The 18,935-nt window shown below is 73.4% G+C and carries 18 protein-coding genes; 5 read left to right on the top strand and 13 right to left on the bottom strand.

The annotated features are described in order from the left end of the window. Window positions 1-126 precede the first annotated feature (126 nt). From ACSUPV_RS33105 to infC, 5 genes are all read right to left on the bottom strand, one after another. Window positions 127-1,269 (bottom strand): sensor histidine kinase, encoded by a 1,143-nt coding sequence (locus ACSUPV_RS33105; protein WP_037760502.1) that lies wholly within the window; start codon window positions 1,267-1,269, stop codon window positions 127-129. Window positions 1,270-1,323: 54 nt separating this feature from the next. Further along, window positions 1,324-2,184, bottom strand: a complete 861-nt coding sequence (locus tag ACSUPV_RS33100; protein WP_037760500.1) for a TrmH family RNA methyltransferase — start codon at window positions 2,182-2,184, stop codon at window positions 1,324-1,326. A gap of 88 nt (window positions 2,185-2,272) precedes the next feature. Next, window positions 2,273-2,656 carry a 50S ribosomal protein L20 gene (rplT, locus tag ACSUPV_RS33095; RefSeq protein ID WP_010045263.1) on the bottom strand — a complete coding sequence of 128 codons (384 nt, stop codon included), beginning with the start codon at window positions 2,654-2,656 and terminating at the stop codon, window positions 2,273-2,275. A 98-nt stretch (window positions 2,657-2,754) separates the two neighbouring features. Further along, a complete protein-coding gene (rpmI, locus tag ACSUPV_RS33090) occupies window positions 2,755-2,949 on the bottom strand; it encodes a 50S ribosomal protein L35 (RefSeq protein WP_003977225.1) in 195 nt (64 codons plus the stop codon). 107 nt (window positions 2,950-3,056) lie between these two features. Then, window positions 3,057-3,695 carry a translation initiation factor IF-3 gene (gene infC, locus ACSUPV_RS33085; RefSeq protein WP_232840736.1) on the bottom strand — a complete coding sequence of 213 codons (639 nt, stop codon included), beginning with the start codon at window positions 3,693-3,695 and terminating at the stop codon, window positions 3,057-3,059. Between the two features lie 396 nt (window positions 3,696-4,091). Here infC and ACSUPV_RS33080 point away from each other — a divergent pair, with 396 nt between their 5' ends. Then, window positions 4,092-4,448 carry a DUF1844 domain-containing protein gene (locus ACSUPV_RS33080; RefSeq protein ID WP_031114676.1) on the top strand — a complete coding sequence of 119 codons (357 nt, stop codon included), beginning with the start codon at window positions 4,092-4,094 and terminating at the stop codon, window positions 4,446-4,448. 4 nt (window positions 4,449-4,452) lie between these two features. Here the strand turns inward: ACSUPV_RS33080 and ACSUPV_RS33075 are convergent, their stop codons facing one another. The 3 genes from ACSUPV_RS33075 to ACSUPV_RS33065 are packed head-to-tail and all read right to left on the bottom strand — an operon-like array spanning window position 4,453 to window position 7,324. Beyond that, window positions 4,453-5,181, bottom strand: coding sequence for an SseB family protein (locus ACSUPV_RS33075; RefSeq protein WP_359785710.1), 729 nt, complete (start codon window positions 5,179-5,181; stop codon window positions 4,453-4,455). Between the two features lie 44 nt (window positions 5,182-5,225). Continuing rightward, window positions 5,226-6,404, bottom strand: coding sequence for a type VII secretion-associated serine protease mycosin (gene mycP, locus ACSUPV_RS33070; protein WP_037760492.1), 1,179 nt, complete (start codon window positions 6,402-6,404; stop codon window positions 5,226-5,228). Then, window positions 6,401-7,324 carry a hypothetical protein gene (locus ACSUPV_RS33065; protein WP_436949106.1) on the bottom strand — a complete coding sequence of 308 codons (924 nt, stop codon included), beginning with the start codon at window positions 7,322-7,324 and terminating at the stop codon, window positions 6,401-6,403. Before ACSUPV_RS33065 ends, mycP begins: the two co-directional genes overlap by 4 nt. 1,725 nt (window positions 7,325-9,049) lie before the next feature. Here ACSUPV_RS33065 and ACSUPV_RS33060 point away from each other — a divergent pair. Beyond that, the gene (locus ACSUPV_RS33060; RefSeq protein ID WP_436949105.1) at window positions 9,050-10,252 is read left to right on the top strand and encodes an amino acid deaminase/aldolase; all 1,203 of its coding nucleotides are present in this window, start codon (window positions 9,050-9,052) and stop codon (window positions 10,250-10,252) included. Window positions 10,253-10,264: 12 nt separating this feature from the next. On the opposite strand, the gene ACSUPV_RS33055 is transcribed toward ACSUPV_RS33060, so the two are convergent. Genes ACSUPV_RS33055 through ACSUPV_RS33040 form a run of 4 tightly spaced genes read right to left on the bottom strand, consistent with a single transcriptional unit; the run spans window position 10,265 to window position 14,740 of the window. Then, on the bottom strand, window positions 10,265-11,164 hold the full coding sequence (locus ACSUPV_RS33055) for a DUF2510 domain-containing protein (protein WP_436949964.1): 900 nt from the start codon (window positions 11,162-11,164) through the stop codon (window positions 10,265-10,267). Window positions 11,165-11,211: 47 nt separating this feature from the next. Beyond that, a complete protein-coding gene (locus ACSUPV_RS33050) occupies window positions 11,212-11,997 on the bottom strand; it encodes a 3-oxoacyl-ACP reductase (RefSeq protein ID WP_031114668.1) in 786 nt (261 codons plus the stop codon). After that, entirely contained in the window at window positions 11,994-13,367 is a 1,374-nt protein-coding gene (locus ACSUPV_RS33045; RefSeq protein ID WP_031114666.1) for an aldehyde dehydrogenase family protein, read from the bottom strand. The genes ACSUPV_RS33050 and ACSUPV_RS33045 overlap by 4 nt, the downstream gene beginning before the upstream one ends. 8 nt (window positions 13,368-13,375) lie before the next feature. Continuing rightward, window positions 13,376-14,740, bottom strand: coding sequence for a glutamine synthetase family protein (locus ACSUPV_RS33040; RefSeq protein ID WP_436949104.1), 1,365 nt, complete (start codon window positions 14,738-14,740; stop codon window positions 13,376-13,378). Between the two features lie 86 nt (window positions 14,741-14,826). Here ACSUPV_RS33040 and ACSUPV_RS33035 point away from each other — a divergent pair, with 86 nt between their 5' ends. The 3 genes from ACSUPV_RS33035 (at window position 14,827) to ACSUPV_RS33025 (ending at window position 17,896) form a co-directional block, all read left to right on the top strand. After that, the gene (locus ACSUPV_RS33035) at window positions 14,827-15,561 is read left to right on the top strand and encodes a FadR/GntR family transcriptional regulator (RefSeq protein ID WP_382616824.1); all 735 of its coding nucleotides are present in this window, start codon (window positions 14,827-14,829) and stop codon (window positions 15,559-15,561) included. Between the two features lie 176 nt (window positions 15,562-15,737). Beyond that, complete coding sequence (eat, locus tag ACSUPV_RS33030) at window positions 15,738-17,183, top strand: ethanolamine permease (protein WP_031114662.1); 1,446 nt, start codon at window positions 15,738-15,740, stop codon at window positions 17,181-17,183. Window positions 17,184-17,206: 23 nt separating this feature from the next. Then, window positions 17,207-17,896, top strand: coding sequence for a gamma-glutamyl-gamma-aminobutyrate hydrolase family protein (locus tag ACSUPV_RS33025; RefSeq protein ID WP_382616823.1), 690 nt, complete (start codon window positions 17,207-17,209; stop codon window positions 17,894-17,896). A gap of 36 nt (window positions 17,897-17,932) precedes the next feature. On the opposite strand, the gene ACSUPV_RS33020 is transcribed toward ACSUPV_RS33025, so the two are convergent. Further along, window positions 17,933-18,865, bottom strand: coding sequence for a LysR family transcriptional regulator (locus tag ACSUPV_RS33020; protein ID WP_031114659.1), 933 nt, complete (start codon window positions 18,863-18,865; stop codon window positions 17,933-17,935). Window positions 18,866-18,935: the final 70 nt, after the last annotated feature.

Raw genomic sequence — 18,935 nt, 5'->3', positions numbered from 1 at the left:
TCTTCCCGTGCTTCCGATTGGCTGGCTGAAGGTCCCCGTCACCGACTCCGACGGCCGTCTGCGGGACACAAAGGTGCCAAGGGCCGAGTCTAACGGGGTGGAGGTGTACGAATGCGCCCGTGGTCCTCAGGCGAGATACGCCGGGGCCGCCACGGGCAACGTAAATCGGAACTCGGCACCTGCGCCGGGGGCGCGGCCGACCGTGATGGTGCCGCCGTGGGCCTCGACGATGCCCTTGACGATGTAGAGCCCGAGGCCCGTGCCGCCGCGCTTGCTGCCCCGCCAGAAGCGGGTGAAGACGCGGTTCATGGACTCCTCCGGGATGCCGGGCCCTTCGTCGCTCACCGTGACCGACGTGCCGGTGTCCTCGCCCTCGCGGGGGGATGCCGTGGCCGTGATGTCGATCGTGACAGTTCCCTCGCCGTGCCGCACGGCATTTTCCAGCAGGTTGCTGAGCACCTGGTCGATCTTGTCGGGGTCGGCCCACAGGTCGGGCAGCGGCTGCTGGACGCGCAGCAGGAACCGGTCGGCGGGCTGCCCGGCGGCGACGTAGGCCTGGATGTGCCGTCCCACGGCGGCGCCGATGTCGACGGGCTGGCGGCGCACCTCCAGGCGGCCGGAGTCGATCCGGGAGATGTCGAGCAGCTCGGCGATGAGCCGGGTGACGCGGTCGGCGTCGGCGTCGACGGTCTCCAGCATCAGCCGCTTCTGGTCGTCGGTGAAGCGTTCCCACTTGGCGAGCAGGGTGGCGGTGAAGCCCTTGACGGAGGTGAGCGGGGAGCGCAGTTCGTGGGCGACGGTGGCGATCAGCTCGGCATGGCTGCGCTCGGTCCGGCGGCGGGCCTCGGTGTCGCGCAGGGTGACGACCAGGCGGTGGACGGGTCCGGTGGGGCGGGTGCGGACGTAGCGCGCGGAGACCAGGACCTCGCGGCCGCCGGGCAGGAGGAGGTTGCGCTCGGGCTGTCCGACGCGGATGGCGAGACCGCCGTAGGGGTCGGTCAGCTGCCACCAGCGGCGCCCTTCGAGGTCCTCTAATGGAAGGGCCTTCTCCAGCGGCTGCCCGAGGGCGTCGCGGGCGCGGACGGCGGTGATGCGCTCGGCGGCGGCGTTGAAGCAGATGACGCGGCCCTGCTCGTCGGCGACGACGAGCCCGTCGGGCAGCTGGTCGGGGTCGATGCCGAGGCCGACGAGATCCCCGGGCGGCCGGGCCGCGGCAGGCGGGCTCCCGGCGTCCTGGGCTCCCGGTGCGCTGCTCGTGCCGACGCTCATCCCCGTACCCCACCTCCAAGGCTCCGCAGAGGGGTCCCTGAGCTGGTCACCCTACTAGTTCCCGGTGACGGAACGGCACCCTCCGGAGGCGCGCTGTGCACGCGCCGACGCATAGAGACATACGGCGGCGGCGGTGGCGAGGTTCAGGCTCTCGGCCTTCCCGTGGATCGGGACGCGCACGACGGCGTCGGTGAGGGCGCGGGTCTCCTCGGGCAGGCCCCAGGCCTCGTTCCCGAAGACCCAGGCGGTGGGGCCGCCCATGGTGCCCTTGTCGAGCTCGTCGTCGAGGTCGCGGTCGCCGGCCCCGTCGGCGGCGAGGACGCGGACACCGGCGGCCCGCAGTGCTTCGACGGCGTGCTCCACGGGGACGCCGACGGCGACGGGCAGGTGGAACAGGGAGCCGACGGAGGCGCGGACGGCCTTGGGGTTGTACACGTCGACGGAGGCGTCGGTGAGGACGACGGCCTCGGCGCCGGCGGCGTCGGCGCAACGCAGCACGGTTCCGGCGTTGCCGGGGTCGCGCACGTTCGCGAGGAGGGCGACCAGCCTGGGCCGGGCCTTCAGGACGTCCTCGAAGGGCGTGTCCAGGAACCGGCAGACCCCGACGAGTCCCTGCGGGGTGACGGTGGTGGAGATGTCGGCGATGACCTGCTCTGAGGCGAGGTGCACCCGGGCTCCGGCGTCCCGGGCCGCCCCCACGATGTCGGCGTACCGCTCGGCGGCCTCCAGCGTCGCGAACAGTTCCACGAGCGTCGCCGAGTCCCCGGCCCGATGCCCGGCCGCCTCCCGCACGGCCTGCGGCCCCTCCGCGAGGAACAGCCGCTCCTTCCCCCGGAAGTTCCGCTTGGCCAGCCGTCGCGCCGCCAGGACGCGGGAGGAGCGGGGGGAGATGAGCTCGGGGGTGGCAGGGGACATCCTGTTCGCTTTCTCAGTAGCTGCACAGCAGGACCCGCAGGCCGTTCGGCCTGCGGGTCCTGTCAGTCACATCGGCTCGAAGCCGGCGTCAGGCCGCCTTGGGGGCGTTGACGTCGCTCGGCAGCGCCTTCTGGGCGACCTCGACGAGCGCGGCGAACGCACCGGCGTCGTTGACGGCCAGCTCGGCCAGGATCTTGCGGTCGACCTCGATGTTCGCGGCCTTCAGACCCTGGATGAAGCGGTTGTAGGTCATGCCGTTGGCGCGGGCAGCGGCGTTGATGCGCTGGATCCACAGCTGACGGAAGTCGCCCTTGCGCTTCTTGCGGTCGTTGTAGTTGTAGACCAGCGAGTGGGTGACCTGCTCCTTGGCCTTGCGGTACAGGCGCGAACGCTGACCGCGGTAGCCGGAGGCCTGCTCGAGGATCGCCCGGCGCTTCTTGTGGGCGTTGACTGCCCGCTTGACGCGTGCCACTTCTTAACTCCTTGTAGCGGGGCCGTGGTGGTCCTCACACGGCCCGAAATCGATTGGGTCCCGGTCTGACGTACGTACGGCGCTCACGCGCCGGGACGTCACTTGCCGAGAAGCTTCTTGATCTTCGCGGCGTCGCCCGGGGCCATCTCGGCGTTGCCGGTGAGGCGACGCGTCACACGGGACGACTTGTGCTCGAGCAGGTGGCGCTTGCCGGCGCGCTCGCGGAGCACCTTGCCGGAGCCGGTGATCTTGAAGCGCTTGCTGGCACCGCTGTGCGACTTGTTCTTCGGCATAGCGCCGTTCTCTCCTCGTCGGTGGCGCTCCGGTGCCCGGTCGTGAAACCGGGCACGGTGGAGCGTCGTCTTGTTTCGGTTGCTTCCTGGGACTGGCGTCCCGGGGGTCACGCCTCGGCGGGCTCCTCAGCCGGCGCCTCGGCGTCCGCGGCGTTCTGCGACTTGCCGGGGTTGGCCTTCGCTTCCGCCTTGCGGGCTTCCTGCGCCTGGCGAGCCTCGGCCATCGCCTCGGTCTTCTTCTTGTGCGGACCGAGGACCATGATCATGTTCCGGCCGTCCTGCTTCGGGTTCGACTCGACGAAACCGAGGTCCTGGACGTCCTCCGCGAGACGCTGCAGCAGTCGGTAGCCCAGCTCGGGCCGGGACTGCTCGCGACCACGGAACATGATCGTGATCTTGACCTTGTCGCCCTGCTTGAGGAACCGGACGACGTGACCCTTCTTGGTGTCATAGTCGTGCGGGTCGATCTTCGGCCGGAGCTTCATCTCCTTGATGACCGTGTGCGCCTGGTTCTTGCGCGCCTCACGGGCCTTCATGGCCGACTCGTACTTGAACTTCCCGTAGTCCATGAGCTTGCACACGGGCGGACGGGCGTTCGCCGCGACCTCGACCAGGTCCAGGTCGTACTCCTGCGCAAGCTCCAGTGCCTTGGCCAGGGGGACGATGCCCACCTGCTCGCCACTGGGACCGACAAGTCGCACCTCGGGAACGCGAATCCGGTCGTTGATGCGGGGCTCGGCGCTGATGGATCCTCCTCGGTAGCACCACGCGACGGTCTGGCGGACGGCCGCGTAACGTCTGTCGTTCGTTAGACCTAACCGCGCCGAAGCAAGAAAAATGCCCCGGACGATTCCCAGGCGGGGCTCCTCGAACTACCGGAGCACCGCCGCGGGAGCCGCGGGGCGCGCTTTCGGACGGATCGCCGCCGCTGGGACGGGACCGTCTGACCGGTGACCCGACGCCCTGAGGGCGGTCAGGTGGGAGTTCGAAAGCCTCCACTTGTGGGTCGGGCTCGCGGGCTGTGAGGCATACGGGTCCGACCGGTCGTTACACGAGATTACCAGCATCCGCCAGGAACGGCTAATTGTGGCGCCCCGGGGGCTGGTGCGGCGCACGCCCGGCCTGCGCCTATCGTGTGGGGCATGAGTGAGACCCCTCCTGAGTCCCCCGACTTCGACGCCATGGCCCGCGACATCGCCGAGGTCCCGGCGGTCGAGGTGATCGTGACGGTCGCCGTCAACCTGATGAGCGCGGCCGCCGTGAAGCTCGGTCTGACCGAGGAGGGCGAGAAGCACAAGGACCTGGACGAGGCCCGCAAGCTGGTGCACGCGCTGGCCGGCCTGCTGGACGCGTCCGCGACCGAGATCAGCTCGTTCCACGCGGCGCCGCTGCGCGACGGCCTGAAGTCGCTGCAGCTGGCGTTCCGCGAGGCCTCGCTCGTCCCGGACGAGCCCGGTCAGGGCCCGGGTGAGAAGTACACGGGCCCGGTCTACGGCTAGCCGCTCAGCGTACGAACAGGGGCTCGCCCGGGGGCGTCGCCTCGGCCGGCAGCAGTGCCAGGTCGAGGCCGCGCACCAGGCGGGCCCTCAGTGTTTCGTCGGCGGCCAGGCGCTCGGCGACGGACCGGGCGGCTTCGGCGGGGGCCGCGGACGGGTCCAGAACCAGGGCGAGGGTGCCGTCGGCCTGCCCGGGGCCGAGGTGGGCGCGCAGCACGGCGGGCTCGGCGGCCACGGCCTCGCGCACGGCGTCGACGACGGCCGGGTCGGCGAGCGGGTCGGTGGTGGCGCGGCCCTCGGCGAGGGCGAGCAGCGCGGGGCCGGTCAGCTCGAACGCCACCGGTCCGGCCAGGTCCAGCACGACGGTGTCCGCCTTCTCGTGCGCGGCGGCCTGCAGGGCCTGGTGCAGGGGTACGGCGACGGGTCGGGCGGCCGGGTCCCAGCGGGCGAGGGAGTCGGTGGAGGTGAAGGCGGGGAGGGCGGTGCGGTTCCCGGCCTTCAGGGTCGGTACGGCCATGTCGCTGGTCTTCTCGCGGCGCAGTCCCCGCTCGTCCTCCTCGACCTCGCCGAGCACGGCGACGACGGGGACCAGCAGCCGGGCGCCCTTGAGCGCCTCCAGGACGGGTCCCACGGCGGTGCGGTCCTCGGCCCAGGCGGCGAGGGCCGCGCTCAGCCGGGGGTCGGCGGAGCCGTCGTCGTCGGAGAAGCCGGGGTCGGGGATGTTCTTGTTCGCCACGGTCACCGACCCTATCGGCCGGGTGGCATGCCCCGGGCGGCGGCTCAGAACTCCTGGTGGCTCGTGCGGCGACCGCGCCACAGGACGACGGCCGCGACGAGCAGGACCCCGCCGGCTCCGCCCGCGAGGGGGGCGGCCCAGTCGGCGGTGCCGTCACCGGAGGAGGCGGTGTCCGGGCCGCTGCCGAAGTACTTCGCGCCGTACGCCGCCGACTGGAGGTCCTTCGGCTCGATCCGGTCGGCGGCCTCGATGGCGGCCGCCGGGTCGATGAAGCCGTAGCCGCGGGAGTCGTCGCGGCCGTCGACGGGGGCGTCGCGGGCGGTGTCCTCCAGGAGTGTCTTGATCTGGGCCGGGGTCAGGCGGGGGTGGGCCGCCTTGACCAGGGCGGCGGCGCCGGAGACGAAGGCGGCGGCGGCGCTGGTGCCCCAGCCCTCGTAGTACTTGTGGTCGGGGTCGGCGATGACGACGTCGACGCCGGGGGCGCTGACGGTGGCGTACCAGCGGCGGGTGGAGAAGGGGGCGCGGGTCCCGGCGCGGTCGACGGCGGTGGCGGCGATGACGCCCGGGTAGGCGGCCGGGTAGGAGATGCGGTCGCCCTTCTCGCCGCCGTTCCCGGCGGAGGCGACGACGACCACGCCCTTCTTCAGGGCGTACTGGATGGCCTGGTCCTCGGTGGGTTCGGGGTGGGCGGAGGCGGAGTCGTCGCCGAGGGAGAGGTTGATGACGTCGGCGCCGTGGTCGGCTGCCCAGCGGATGCCCTCGGCGAGGGCGTTGCCGCGGGTGCTGCGGGCCTTGGCGCGGGAGGGGTCGCCGTCCTCCAGGATCACGCGGACGGGGAGGATCTTCGCCTCGGGGGCGATGCCCAGGACGCCGTCGGCGTTGCCGGGGCCGTGTCCGTGGCCGGCGATGATCCCGGCCATGGCGGTGCCGTGGCGGGCCCAGGCGCGGTCACCGGGCTCGGCGCCGAAGCGGACCAGGTCCTTGCCGGGGAGGACGTTGCCGACCAGGTCGGGGTGGTCGGCCTCGACGCCGGTGTCCAGGACGGCGACGGTGACGCCCGCGCCCTTCGTGGTCCGCCAGGCCTCCTGCGTGTGCATGGCCTCCAGGGCCCACTGCTGCGCGCGGATGCCGTCGGCATGGGCGGTGGTGGAGGGGACCAGGACGAGGCCGGCGGCGAGGAGGACACTCAGGAACCCGCCCGCGCGGGACGTGACGGCTTTCACGACGGCTGCTCCGTGGCCGAGCGGACGTTCTTGCGGAGGCCGCGTTCGACGCGGTCGGCGAGGCCCTTCGCCTCGTGGCCGAGGCCGGCCTGGGCCGGGGCGGTGGTGGCGCCGGACTCCGTGGCGTCCTCGGCGGGCTGCGGGTCGTCGACGGTGCGGCCGTCGGCCCAGCCGGAGACGGCGTAGACGACGACCGGGGCCTCGGTGAGCACGGAGACCGTCCAGGCGGCGCGCTGCCGGGCTCCGAACTCCGCGGCGGCCGTGCCCTTCGCGGCGTAGGGCAGGGGCATGAGGTCGCTGCGGCGGTCCAGGCGCTCCTTGCGGAAACGGTTCGCGAGGGAGGCCATGCCGGGGGCGTCGGCCGTGGTGAAGAGCAGGCCGACGGTGGTCACGTAGCTCTCGGTGGCGTCGGTGTACGTGGCGCGCAGGAGGCGTTCGCAGCCGACGGGGGCGAGGGCCTTGCGGAGCAGGGGGTCGAAGGCGTCCTTGCAGCCGCTGTCCGGGGCGACGGCGATCCGGGTCCAGGTGCGGTCGGCTCCGCCGGGGCCGGCGCCCTGGCCCTGCACGGTGGGCGGGAACAGCTGGTCGACCGGGACGCTGTGCCAGAGGCCGCCGGCGGCGGTGAAGGTGCTGCGCGAGCCCTCGTCGCCGGAGTCCCCGACCAGCCAGCTGCCGGTGACCGCGCCGGAGATGAGCCCCAGCCCGAGCACGAGGCAGACGGCGGCCGCGGCGGCCTGCGACCTGCCGCGCCGCCCGAGCGGACGGGGCCGGGCGGCGCCGTCGTACCCCTCGGGCTCCCCGAAGGACACGATGGGCCGCGTGGCGCCGGGCGTACCGCCGGGGGCCAGGGGGGCGCTCCAGGAGAGTGCGGGATCGGGTGAGACGTGCGTGGTTTCCGAGGTGGGGCGGGCCGACGGCATCGGCGGAGTTGCCGGGGCTGGCGGGGCCGCCGGAGCAGGTGGGGCTAGCGGGGCCGGGGGTGCGGTGTGTGGCTGCCGGTCGGGCGTCGACGGCGGGCGTATCCCGCGCCCGGCGGTCGAGGCGGCATCGGCACCGGTCCCTGCGGCCGCATCGGTCCGGGGGTCGCGCGTGGGGCGCGGCGGCGTGCCTGGCCGTGCGGCACCGGGACGGCCTGCCGACGGCACGGCGGACGTCCCCGACGCGCCGGGGCGGCCGAAGGTTTCGGCGGTCTCGGCGGGTGACGGTTCCGCGGGGACCGGACGCAGGCGTGCGGTCGTCTCGGCGGAGTGCTCGTCCGGGGCGCCGGTACGGCGTGGCGTGGGGAGGCGGAAGGGCCGCGCGGTGGTCTCGGACGAACCCGACGACGTCCCCCCGGCCCGCGAGTCCGAACGGCCGCTGGGCGAGAGGCGGTACGGCCTATCAGCCGTCTCCGCCGAGTCCCCGGCCGAAGCGCCGGGACCGCCCACGCGGCCCGTCGGCGTCGCCGGGTGGGAGTCCGAGCGGCCGCGGGTGACGCTGGGCGGCGTGTCCGGGAAACGGGCGGAGGCGGGGGGCGGGGGCAGGGTCGTGGAGTCGCGGCGGTGCGGGTCGGTGGTGCCGAAGCTCGGGAAGCGGGGGCGGCCGGCAGGGCCACCGGCCTGCCCGGAGGACGCCGCGCCGCCCCGAGTCGCATGTCCCTGGTCCGTGCCGGCCCCGGCCGACGCGCCACTCAGGCCGAAGCGCCCGCCGGACGAGTCGCGGCCGTCGGCCGCGGAACCGGACGATTCCTGGCCCTCGGCCGTGGAACCGGTCGAGGCCGCGTCACTGTCCGAGGACGGCTGCGGCGCACGGGCCGCCGAACCCGCACGGGCACTCGCGCCCGAGCCGGAACCGGCACCGGACCCGGCGTCCGCACCGGCCCCCGCGCGGCCACCCGCACCCGAACCGAACCCAGCACGAGAACCGACGCCCGAACCGGCCCCGGCGACCGCATCGAACCCCGTGCGGCCACCCGAGCCCGAACCAGCCCCCGCACGAGCACCCATACCCGAACCGAACCCCGCACGAGCACCCGCGCCCGAACCGGCCCCGGCCTCCGCATCGAAGCCCGCACGGCCACCGGCGCCTGAGCCGGACCCCGCTCCGGACCTCTCACCAGCGCCCGAAACGGTACCCGTGCTCGCCCCGCCATCCGTACTCGCTCCAACACCCCGTCCAGGCTGGTCCGTGGCGCGCGGCGAGGTCGGGTGCGGTGTGCCCCGTCCGGAGCCGTCGGTGGTGGGATCCCCGCGTTCGTCCGTCACCGGGTCGGCAGGGGCGGTGCGCCGGTCCGTGGCGGTGTCCTCGGGTGGGTGGGGCGGGCGGGGCGGGGTGGAAGGGCGGGGAGGTGTCGAGGGGCGCGGGGGGAAGGAGGCGCGTCGCGCTTCCGTGCTCATGCACCCCCCGTTTCCTCGTACCCGGGCCGCTCGTTCTCGCGCGGGCCGGTGATGTCCTGCCCGAGGCCCGGCACCGACTCGTCCCGGGCACACATACCCGCACGGACGGAGCGTCATCCCGGCACGGCTCCCCGGCCGGCGTCGTTCCGCCGTACGTGCGCGTCACTCTACGGCTTGTCCCCGGGCGAACGGGAACCAGTCCACGAGCCCGGGGCATCTGCCCGGAACGTCCCCCTACCCTGCGGTAATCCAGTCTGGCAGGCTGCGTTCATGACTGCGCGCGCCGCCGACCGGGCCCGTTACGACCGGGCCACCGCCCATCTCGACGCCCCTCTCGCGATCGTGGACCTGGACGCCTTCGACGCCAACGCCGCCGACCTGGTCCGCCGCGCCGGGGGCAAGCCGATCCGGGTCGCCAGCAAGTCCGTGCGGTGCCGGGCGCTGCTGGAACGCGTCCTGGCCCGGGACGGGTTCGCGGGGATCATGTCGTTCACCCTCGCCGAGTCGCTGTGGCTGGCCCGGTCCGGGTTCGAGGACGTGCTGCTCGCCTACCCGTCGGCCGACCGTGCCGGGTACGCGGAACTCGCCGGTGATCCCAAGCTCGCCGCCGCCGTCACGGTCATGGTCGACGACGTCGCGCAGCTCGATCTGATCGACGCCTCCCGGGGCGGCGGGCGTGAAGTCGTGCGGGTGTGCCTGGAGTTGGACACCTCCCTGAAGCTGCTCGGCGGACGAGTGCGGGTCGGGGCCCGGCGCTCGCCGCTGCACTCCCCCGCCGAAGTCGCCGACGTGGCCCGGGCGGTGGCCCGGCGGCCGGGCTTCGAGGTCGTGGGGATCATGGCCTACGAGGGGCACATCGCGGGGGTCGGGGACGCCGTGGCCGGGCGGCCGCTGCGGTCCCGCGCCGTACGGCTGATGCAGGCGGCCGCCAAGCGCGAACTCGCCGAGCGGCGCGCCGAGGTGGTGCGCGCGGTGCGGGCCGTCGTGTCGGGGCTGGAGTTCGTCAACGGCGGCGGCACCGGCTCGGTGCAGCACACCGCGGCCGAGGACGCGGTGACCGAGATCGCCGCCGGGTCGGGGCTGTACGTGCCGCGGCTGTTCGACAACTACACGTCGTTCCGTGGCAGGCCGGCCGCGCTCTTCGCGCAGCCCGTCGTGCGGCGGCCGGGGGTCGGGGTGGTGACCGTGCTCGGCGGCGGTTATCCCGCCTCGGGCGCGGCCGGGCCGGACCGGTCGCCCGTGCCGTATCTGCCCGAGGGGCTGCGCTACGACCCGCAGGAGGGGGCCGGTGAGGTGCAGACGCCGCTGCTCGGCTCGCCCGCCGACGACCTGCTGATCGGCGACAAGGTGTGGTTCCGGCACGCCAAGGCCGGTGAGCTGTGCGAGCGGTTCGACGCGCTGCACCTGGTCGAGGGGGACGTGGTGACGGCGACCGTGCCGACGTACCGGGGCGAGGGCCACACGTTCCTGTAGCGGACCGGCGGCTCAGTCCGGCGGGCCGATGCTGCTGCCCACGCCGCCGCCCGTGTCCGCGTCGCCGAACGGCCGGATGCCCTTGGTGATGCGGTCCATGTCGGCGAGCGGCGGCCCGTCCCCGCCCGCGTCGAAGACGTACCGGACGAGGACCGGTGACTCGGTGCCGACGCTGGAGGGGAAGACGAGCGACTGGACGTAGCCGCCCGGCCCCTTGCCGGTGTGCACGCGCCAGCGCACGAGGTACCCGGCGCGGCCGGCCACCGCGACCGGCCCGGACCTGACGACCCGGTGGGACTCGATGCCCCCGTGGAGTTCGCGGCCGAGCTCGTCGCGGTCGTAGGCCTCGTCGGCCGCGTCCTTGATGTCCGCCTTGGCGAGGGCCTCGGGGGACTTCTCGTCGCTCTCGGTCACCGTGCGGGAGAAGACGAGGCCGTGGCGGCAGAGGCCGACTCCGCCGGGGCAGTCGTAGGTGCCGGCCGTCGTCATCACGACGTCGTCCTGGGCGACGTGCTGCGGGCGGACCCAGCCGTCGAGCAGGGGGAAGGTGACGCCGTTGAGCTGGTCCTCGACGACGGCCGGGTCGCCGACGGACGTCTCGGAGGCCGACGCCTCGGGGGTCGGCTCGGGCGGGCCGGCCGGGGACGTGGGGGCGGGCGCCGTCGGGGCCGACCTGGTGTCCGTGTCGCCGTCGAAGGCGACGGCCGCGGTGACGATCGCCGCGACGAGGACGGCTCCCGCGGCGGTGACCGCGACGGCCTTCGCCCGCCCGGCGCCGCCGCCCGGGGACGGGGGCACCGGGCCGGCCGGGGCCTCGGGCGCGCGGCGGTGTTCGGTCCACGCCGTGCCGTCCCACCAGCGCTCCAGGTGCGGGGCGTGCGGGTCGGGGTACCAGCCGGGCGGAGGCGACATGCTCATCCCGGCACTGTAGGGCGAGTGACCGGCCGCACGGACGCGGCTTACAGGGGTGTGACGTACGCCCCCGCGATACCGCCGTCGACGAGGAAGTCGGTGGCGTTCACGAAGGAGGAGTCGTCGCTGGCGAGGAAGGCCACGGCGGCGGCGATCTCCTCGGCCTCGGCGAACCGGCCCAGCGGGATGTGCACCAGGCGGCGCGCGGCCCGCTCCGGGTCCTTGGCGAACAGCTCCTGGAGGAGCGGGGTGTTGACCGGGCCCGGGCAGAGGGCGTTGACGCGGATGCCCTCGCGGGCGAACTGCACGCCCAGTTCCCGGGACATGGCGAGGACGCCGCCCTTGGAGGCGGTGTAGGAGATCTGCGAGGTGGCCGCGCCCATCCTGGCCACGAAGGAGGCCGTGTTGATGATCGATCCCTTGCCCTGGCGCCGCATGTAGGGGATGGCGGCCTTGCAGCACAGGTAGACGGAGGTGAGGTTGACCTCCTGGACGCGCTTCCAGGCCTCCAGTCCGGTCTCCAGGATGGAGTCGTCGTCGGGCGGGGAGATGCCGGCGTTGTTGAAGGCGATGTCGACGCTGCCGTAGGTGTCGAAGGCGGTGCGGAAGAGGGCCTCGACCTCCTCGGGGTCGGTCACGTCCACCTTCACGAAGGTGCCGCCGGTCTCCTCGGCGGCGGCCTTGCCCCGGGTCTCGTCGACGTCGCCGCAGACGACGTGCGCGCCCTCGGAGGCGAGGCGGCGGGCGGCGGCGAGTCCGATGCCGCTGCCGGCTCCGGTGACGACGGCGGTACGGCCGACCAGGCGGCGGCAGATGCTTTCCTGGGCAGTCACTGTGCGGGTCCCTCCGTGCTGATGAAGACGTTCTTGGTTTCGGTGAAGGCGGCCAGGGCGTCGGGACCGAGCTCGCGGCCCACGCCGGACTGCTTGTAACCGCCGAACGGGGTCCAGTAGCGGACGCTGGCGTGGGAGTTGACGGACAGGTTGCCGGCGCGGACGGCCCGGGAGACGCGCAGGGCGCGGCCGACGTCGCGGGTCCAGATGGAGCCGGAGAGGCCGTAGGGGGTGTCGTTGGCGAGGCGGATCGCGTCCTCCTCGTCGGTGAAGGGGAGCAGGACGGCCACGGGGCCGAAGATCTCCTCGCAGGCCGCGGGCGAGTCCGGCCGCTCGTCGGTGAGGACGGTCGGCGGGAACCAGAAGCCGGGCCCGTCGGGCGCGCTGCCGCGCAGGGCCGGGGCGTCGTCGGGCACGAAGCTCCGGACGCGGTCGAGCTGCTGCCGGGAGATCAGCGGGCCCATCTGGGTCTTCTCGTCGGCCGGGTCGCCCACCACCACGGCGGACAGGGCGTCGGCGAGCAGCTCGCGGACCTCGTCGTGGACGGACTCGTGGACCAGGACGCGGGTGCGGGCGCAGCAGTCCTGGCCGGAGTTGTCGAGGAAGGAGAAGGGGTCGACAGCGGTCTTGAGGTCGGCGTCGGCGAAGACGATGTTGGGGCTCTTGCCGCCGAGTTCGAGGGTGACCGGCTTGACCTGCTCGGCGCCGAGCGCGGCGACGCGCGTGCCGGTGCGGGTGGAGCCGGTGAAGACGATCTTGGCGACGCCGGGGTGTCGGACGAGGGCGTCGCCCGTGATGTCGCCGCGTCCGGGCAGGACCTGGAAGAGGTGCTCGGGGAGACCGGACTCCAGGGCGAGTTCGGCCAGGCGCAGGGCGGTGAGCGGGGTGGTCTCGGCGGGCTTGAGGAGGACCGCGTTGCCGGCCGCGAGGGCGGGGGCGGTGCCCCAGGCCGCGATCGGCATGGGGAAGTTCCAGGGGGCGATCACACCGACGACGCCGAGCGGTTCGAGGATCGTGACGTCCAGGCCGCCGGGCACGGGGATCTGCCGGCCGGTGAGCCGTTCCACTCCCCCGGCCGCGTAGTCCAGCAGGTCACGGACGTTGCCGGCCTCCCAGCGGGCGTTGCCGATCAGATGGCCGGCCTCGCGGACCTCCAGGCGGGCCAGTTCCTCCAGGTGCTCGTCGACGGTGGCCGCGAAGCGGCGCAGCAGCCGGGCACGGTCCCCGGGCGCGAGGGCGGCCCAGATCCGCTGTGCCCTGGCGGCGTGGGTGACGGCCGTGTCGACGTCGGCCGGACTCGCTCCGGCGACGGCGGCGACGACCTCCTCGGTCGCGGGGTTCAGTACTTCCAGAAGGTGCTCGGAAGACAACAAGGGCCTCACATGCGTTCGAAGGAGCGGCGCAGCTCCCAGTCGGTCACCGCGGCGTCGAAGGCGTCCAGCTCGACGCGCGCCATGTTGCGGTAGTGCGCGACGACCTCGTCCCCGAAGGCCGCCCTGGCGATGGTGCTGTGCTCCCAGAGCTCGGCGGCCTCGCGCAGGGTGGTGGGGACGTGGGCGAAGTCGGCGGTGTAGGCGTTGCCGGGGCAGGGTTCGGGCAGTTCCAGCTTCTGCTCGATGCCGTGCAGCCCGGCCGCGACCAGTCCGGCCACGGCGAGGTAGGGGTTGACGTCGCCGCCGGGCAGCCGGTTCTCGAAGCGCATCGAGCGGCCGTGGCCGACCACGCGCAGGGCGCAGGTGCGGTTGTCCTGGCCCCAGGCGACGGCGGTGGGGGCGAAGGAGCCGGGCTGGAAGCGTTTGTAGGAGTTGATGTTGGGGGCGTAGAGGAGGGAGAAGTCGCGCAGGGCGGCGAGCTGGCCGGCGAGGAAGTGGCGCATGACCTCGGACATGCCGCCTTCCAGGTCTCCGGCCATGGCGTTGTTGCCGTCGGCGTCCGCCAGCGAGAGGTGGATGTGGCAGGAGTTGCCCTCGCGCTCGTTGTACTTGGCCATGAACGTGATCGACATGCCCTCCTGGGCGGCGATCTCCTTGGCGCCGGTCTTGTAGACGGCGTGCTGGTCGCAGGTGACCAGGGCCTCGTCGTAGCGGAAGGCGATCTCGTGCTGGCCGGGGTTGCACTCGCCCTTGGCGGACTCGACGGTGAGGCCGGCGCCCGCCATCTCGTTGCGGATGCGGCGCAGCAGGGGCTCGATGCGGCCGGTGCCGAGGACCGAGTAGTCGATGTTGTACTGGTTGGCCGGGGTGAGCCCGCTGTACCCCGCGTCCCAGGCCTGTTCGTAGGTGTCCTTGAAGACGATGAACTCCAGTTCCGTGCCGACCTGGGCGGTGTAGCCGAGTTCGGCCAGGCGCTCCAGCTGGCGGCGCAGGATCTGGCGGGGGGCGGCGACGACCGGTGAGCCGTCGCTCCAGGCGAGGTCGGCGTGGACCATGGCCGTGCCCTCGTTCCAGGGGACGCGGCGCAGGGTGCTCAGGTCCGGGTGCATGGCGAAGTCGCCGTAGCCGCGGTCCCAGGAGGACATGGCGTAGCCGTCGACGGTGTTCATCTCGGTGTCGACGGCGAGCAGGTAGTTGCAGCCCTCGGTGCCGTGCCGGAGCACTTCGTCGAGGAAGAAGCGTGCGGCGAACCGCTTGCCCTGGAGCCGCCCTTGCATGTCGGGGAAGGCCAGGACGACAGTGTCGATCTCACCGCCGGCGACGAGGGCGTGCAGTTCCTCGACGCTCAGCGGGGGTGTGCGGTCTGCCACGGGAGAGCCTCCTTCGGCTTCTTTCGGCGAGCCGGGAGCCATAAGGTATTGCGGAGAACCATTGCTTGGGAAGGGGGTACGGCCACATGCCGGAGGAAGCGGTCGGCGGAGTGCGGGACCGGCTGACGCCGGTGCTGCGGCCGGTGCGCGCGGGCAACGGCTTCGAGGAGGCCCTGGAGCAGATCCTCCAGGTCGTACGGCTGGGCCTGGTGGCGGGGGGTGAGCGGCTGCCGGCCGAGCGGGAGCTGGCGGAGCGCCTGGGGATCAGCCGGGTGACGCTGCGCGAGGTGCTGAAGGTGCTCCAGGACCAGGGTCTGGTCGAGTCGCGGCGCGGCCGCTACGGCGGGACGTTCGTGCTGCCGCGCACGGACGCCGGCGGCGAGGACGAGCTGCGGCGGCGGGTCGCCGAGGTCGACATAGAGGACGTGCTGCGCTTCCGGGAGGTGCTGGAGGTGGGCGCGGCCGGGCTGTGCGCGGCGCACGGGCTGGACGAGGAGCGGGCGGACAGGCTCCGCGAGGCCCTGGCGCGCACGCACGACGCGCCGCTCGCCGAGTACCGCCGCCTGGACACGCTGCTGCACCTGACGCTGGCCGAGCTGTCCGGCTCCCCCACCCTCACGGCCCAGTACGCGGCCGTCCGCGCGACCGTCAACGACCTGCTCGACTGCATTCCGCTCCTCGTGCGCAACCTGGAGCACTCCCAGCAGCAGCACACCGCCCTGGTGGAGGCCGTGATCGAGGGCGACGCCGACCAGGCGCGGGAGATCATGCGCGAGCACTGCGGGGGCACGGCGGCGCTGCTGCGCGGATTCCTGGGCTGAGCCGGCCGGTGGCCGGGCTTGGTGAGGGTTCCCGGTGGCCGGGCTCGGTGAGGATTTACGGGCGATTAACGCACGGGTCTTGCCTTCCCCCGTCCGGCACCGCAAAGGTATGGCCTCATTCCATTGAGTCGTAGCGCGCTCGACCCCGTGACCGCCGCCCCGTCGGGAGTCTGCCCATGTCCGAGGAACCCACCATCACCCCCGTCGCCCCGGAGGGCGACGACTATCTGGAGCGCAGAGCGCTCCGCCGCGGCAGCGCCGGCTGGGTGCTGCTCACCGGTCTCGGCGTCGCCTACGTCGTCTCCGGTGACTACTCGGGCTGGAACTTCGGCCTGGCCGAGGGCGGCTTCGGGGGCCTGGCGATCGCCATGGTCCTCATGGGCGCGATGTACGCGTGCATGGTCTTCGCGCTCGCCGAGCTGTCCTCGATCCTGCCGACGGCGGGCGGCGGCTACGGCTTCGCCCGGCGGGCGCTGGGCCCCTGGGGCGGCTTCCTGACCGGTACGGCGATCCTCATCGAGTACGTCCTCGCGCCCGCCGCGATCGTCATCTTCATCGGCGACTACGTCGAGTCGCTGGGCCTGTTCGGGCTGGAGTCCGGCTGGCCGATGTACCTGGTCTGCTTCGCGATCTTCCTCGGCATCCACCTGTGGGGCGTGGGCGAGGCGCTGCGCTTCAGCTTCGTCGTCACGGGCATCGCGGTCGCCGCCCTCGTCGTCTTCGCACTGGCGGCGCTGCCCGACTTCTCCTTCGCCGCGCTGGACGATATCCCGGTCGACTCCTCGGCCGCCGGGTCGAACTCCTGGCTGCCGTTCGGCCTGCTCGGCATCTGGGCGGCGTTCCCCTTCGGCATGTGGTTCTTCCTGGGTGTCGAGGGCGTGCCGCTGGCCGCCGAGGAGACCAGGGAGCCGGCCCGGACGCTGCCGAAGGCGATCCGCTGGTCGATGGGCATCCTGGTGGTGCTCGCGGTGGTCACGTTCTTCGCGGCGGCCGGGGCGCGCGGGTCGGCGGCGATCCAGGAGGCGGGCAACCCGCTGGTCGAGGCGCTCCAGCCGGACGGCGAGGCCACGACCCTGAGCAGGATCGTGAACTACGCGGGCCTGGCGGGCCTGGTGGCGTCCTTCTTCTCCCTGATCTACGCGGGTTCGCGCCAGCTGTTCGCCCTGTCCCGCGCGGGCTACCTGCCCCGCTTCCTGTCCCTCACCAGCCGCCGCAAGGCGCCGTACCTCGGCCTGCTCGTGCCCGGCACGATCGGCTTCCTGCTGGCGGCGGTGTCGGGCAACGGCGCGCGCATGCTCAACATCGCCGTCTTCGGCGCGACCATCTCCTACGCGCTGATGTCGCTGTCCCACATCGTGCTGCGCCGCCGGGAGCCGGAGCTGCCGCGGCCGTACCGGACGCCGGGCGGGGTGCTGACGTCCTCGGTCGCCCTGGTGCTGGCCTGCGCGGCCCTGGTGGCGACGTTCCTGGTGGACGTGACGGCGGCGTTCATCGCGCTGGCGGTGTACGTGGTGGCCGTCGGGTACTTCGGCCTGTACAGCAGGAAGCGGCTGGTGGCGAAGGCGCCGGAGGAGGAGTTCGCGGCCCTGGCGGCGGCCGAGGCAGAGTTGGCACGGGACTGAACGTCGACCGGGAGGAAGTCGCAGTGGCCAGGCCGTTGATCGGGGTCAGTACGTATCTGGAGGCCGGCGCCCGCTGGGGCGTGTGGGAGCTGGAGGCGGCCCTGCTGCCGGTCGGCTATCCCCGGCTGGTGCAGCGGGCGGGCGGTCTGGCCGCGATGCTGCCGCCGGACGACCCGGAGCGGGCCGTCGAGGCCGTGGCCCGGCTGGACGGGCTGGTCATCTCGGGCGGGCCGGACGTGGAGCCGGTCCGGTACGGGGCGGAGCGCGAGCCGCGGACGGGGCCGCCGGCGCCGGAGCGGGACGCGTGGGAGCTGGCCCTGATCGAGGCGGCCCTCGCCTCGCGTATCCCGCTGCTCGGCATCTGCCGAGGCATGCAGCTGCTGAACGTGGCGCTGGGCGGCACGCTCGTGCAGCACGTCGACGGGCACGCGGAGGTCGTGGGCGTCTTCGGCGGGCACCCCGTCAAGCCGGTGCCGGGCACGCGGTACGCGGGGATCGTGCCGGAGGAGACGTCGGTGCCGACGTACCACCACCAGGCCGTGGACCGTCTCGGCACGGGCCTGGTCCCGTCGGCGTACGCCGCGGACGGCACGGTGGAGGCCGTGGAACTGCCGTCCGGTGAGGGCTGGGTGCTGGGCGTGCAGTGGCATCCGGAGATGGGCGAGGACGAGCGGGTGATGCGGGCACTGGTGGAGGCGGCGGCAGCGCGCTGAACTCCGACGGGCTTCACCTCGGACACGGCGAGAAGCTCACCCCCGCGTCAGCGACAGCAGGTCCCGCGCCGGACCCGTGGGCCGATGCCCCGTCGGCCACACCGCCCTCAGATCACGCGCCAGGGCCACCCCGTCCACCGGCACCCGCACCAACCGCCGCATCGCCAGCTCCTCCCCCACCGCCAGTTCGCTCAGTACCGCCGGCCCCGCACCGCTCACCGCCGCCGCCTTCACCGCCGTCGTCGAGGACAGCTCGATGAGCGGCCGGGCCAGACCCCCGAGCGCCGCGTCGAGCACCTGACGGGTGCCGGACCCCTTCTCCCGCAGGATCAGCGGTGTCGAGGCCAGCTCGTCCGCCGCCACCGGCCGCCGACGGCGCCCCCACGCGTGCCCCGGCGCCGTCACCACTATCAGCCGGTCATGGGCGATGACCACGGAGTCCAGCCCGGTCGGCACCGTCAGCCCCTCCACGAAGCCCAGATCGGCCTCGTCCGACAGCAGCCGTTCCGCCACCACCGTGGAGTTGCCCGCGTGCAGGGAGACCGCCGTGTCGGGCCGCTGCGCCCGCAGCGCGAGCAGCCAGCCCGGCAGCAGGTACTCCGCGATCGTCATGCTCGCCGCGACCCGCAGCCGGGAGTCCCGCCGGTCGCGCAGCGCCTGCGCCCCCACGTCGAACGCCTCCGCCGCCTCGACGATCCGCCGCGCCCAGTCCGTCACCAGCGCACCGGCGTCCGTGAGCCGGGACCCCCGGGGCGAACGGTCGACCAGCGCCACGCCGAGCTGACGCTCCATCGACCGGATCCGGCTGCTGGCCGCGGGCTGGGTGATGCCCAGTTCCCGCGCCGCCCCGCCGAGGCTGCCGAGCCGCGCCACCGCCAGCAGCAACTCCAGGGCTCCGAGGTCCGGGACCCGGTGCGCCAGGGACCCGGCGACCGCCGGGCCGCCGCCCTGCTCATCCGTGTTGCTCATAAACCCAGCTTATGTCGCCATAGAGGCAAACTCCCTGGTGGTGCCCCTCCCCCGGCTCCACCGTATGAGT

The sequence above is a fragment of the Streptomyces sp. SudanB52_2052 genome (assembly GCF_964272415.1).
GTDB lineage: Bacteria > Actinomycetota > Actinomycetes > Streptomycetales > Streptomycetaceae > Streptomyces > Streptomyces olindensis.
This window is presented reverse-complemented; position numbering and strand designations above follow the sequence as displayed.

Coding starts and splice junctions, on each gene's coding strand:
- ACSUPV_RS33105 (WP_037760502.1), bottom strand. CDS start 1,269: ATGAGCGTCGGCACGAGCAGCGCACCGGGAGCCCAGGACGCCGGGAGC.
- ACSUPV_RS33100 (WP_037760500.1), bottom strand. CDS start 2,184: ATGTCCCCTGCCACCCCCGAGCTCATCTCCCCCCGCTCCTCCCGCGTC.
- rpmI (WP_003977225.1), bottom strand. CDS start 2,949: ATGCCGAAGAACAAGTCGCACAGCGGTGCCAGCAAGCGCTTCAAGATC.
- ACSUPV_RS33080 (WP_031114676.1), top strand. CDS start 4,092: ATGAGTGAGACCCCTCCTGAGTCCCCCGACTTCGACGCCATGGCCCGC.
- ACSUPV_RS33065 (WP_436949106.1), bottom strand. CDS start 7,324: ATGCCGTCGGCCCGCCCCACCTCGGAAACCACGCACGTCTCACCCGAT.
- ACSUPV_RS33060 (WP_436949105.1), top strand. CDS start 9,050: ATGACTGCGCGCGCCGCCGACCGGGCCCGTTACGACCGGGCCACCGCC.
- ACSUPV_RS33055 (WP_436949964.1), bottom strand. CDS start 11,164: ATGTCGCCTCCGCCCGGCTGGTACCCCGACCCGCACGCCCCGCACCTG.
- ACSUPV_RS33035 (WP_382616824.1), top strand. CDS start 14,827: ATGCCGGAGGAAGCGGTCGGCGGAGTGCGGGACCGGCTGACGCCGGTG.
- eat (WP_031114662.1), top strand. CDS start 15,738: ATGTCCGAGGAACCCACCATCACCCCCGTCGCCCCGGAGGGCGACGAC.
- ACSUPV_RS33020 (WP_031114659.1), bottom strand. CDS start 18,865: ATGAGCAACACGGATGAGCAGGGCGGCGGCCCGGCGGTCGCCGGGTCC.